The 841-nt window shown below is 27.7% G+C and carries 1 protein-coding gene; it reads left to right on the top strand.

The genetic code is table 11. From position 1 onward, the window contains the following. Nucleotides 1–692, top strand: a 692-nt coding sequence (locus RCF13_RS13600; protein ID WP_308141252.1) for a hypothetical protein, incomplete at its 5' end; no start/stop codon positions are given. Nucleotides 693–841 lie beyond the last annotated feature (149 nt).

Genomic DNA, 841 nt, shown 5'->3' with positions numbered 1-841 from the left:
ACATTGATATGTACTCCTATTATGAAGAATCATTAGGACTATTACGATCAACCCGAAAATTGTTTGAAACAATAAATAAGGATATTCAAGCTTTTGAAGAAAGATATAGAGAAATCGGTGAGAAGATACAGAAAAGAAAAGAAGAATGTGAAACTGAAGAAGATTTTGCTGATTATGAAATTGTATTATCCAGGTATTTAGAAAGACAAAATCTGTATTATAGAGATAGGGATATAGAAATTAATGCATTTTCTTCAGGAATGATTGTACAACTTTTAAGTTTGTTTGAATCTACATTACACTCAATTTGTAAAAAATTAATGGAAAGTGATCAGAATTTACAAGATATAAAACAAGTTTGTAGTCGTGATAAAGGTTCTGTGAAGTACTTGAAATATATGGATAAATGTTTAAATCCGTCAGTACAGAATGTGTTGATAGGAACACCTAACTATGAAAAACTATGCTCATGGATAGCAATTAGAAATAATATTGTTCATAATAATAATGAGTTTAGGGAAGAACTAAATAACAACATTAAGAAACATGGATTTTCTGTAAATAAATTAAGAAATAAATTTTTATTCAATAAAGATAGTATTCAAGAATTAGCGGATATTTGTGGTATAACAATGGATATTATAGTTGAACAAAAGTTAAGACTCCATTTTATGGAATTAAGAAAAAGATAAACACCGTTTGAAATAAAGTTTGATTCAAATCCAATTCACACGCACATTTTTATTTTGATTTTCAGTTTCATGTGATGATTTATTCAAGCAGTAATATAGTTGATGAACCGGTAGGTTCTGTTTTTGACACCATGCAACTTTGGATAATC

Origin of the sequence: Stenotrophomonas maltophilia group sp. RNC7 (assembly GCF_030910085.1) — a bacterium.
Taxonomy (GTDB): Bacteria; Pseudomonadota; Gammaproteobacteria; order Xanthomonadales; family Xanthomonadaceae; genus Stenotrophomonas; species Stenotrophomonas sepilia.
This window is presented reverse-complemented; position numbering and strand designations above follow the sequence as displayed.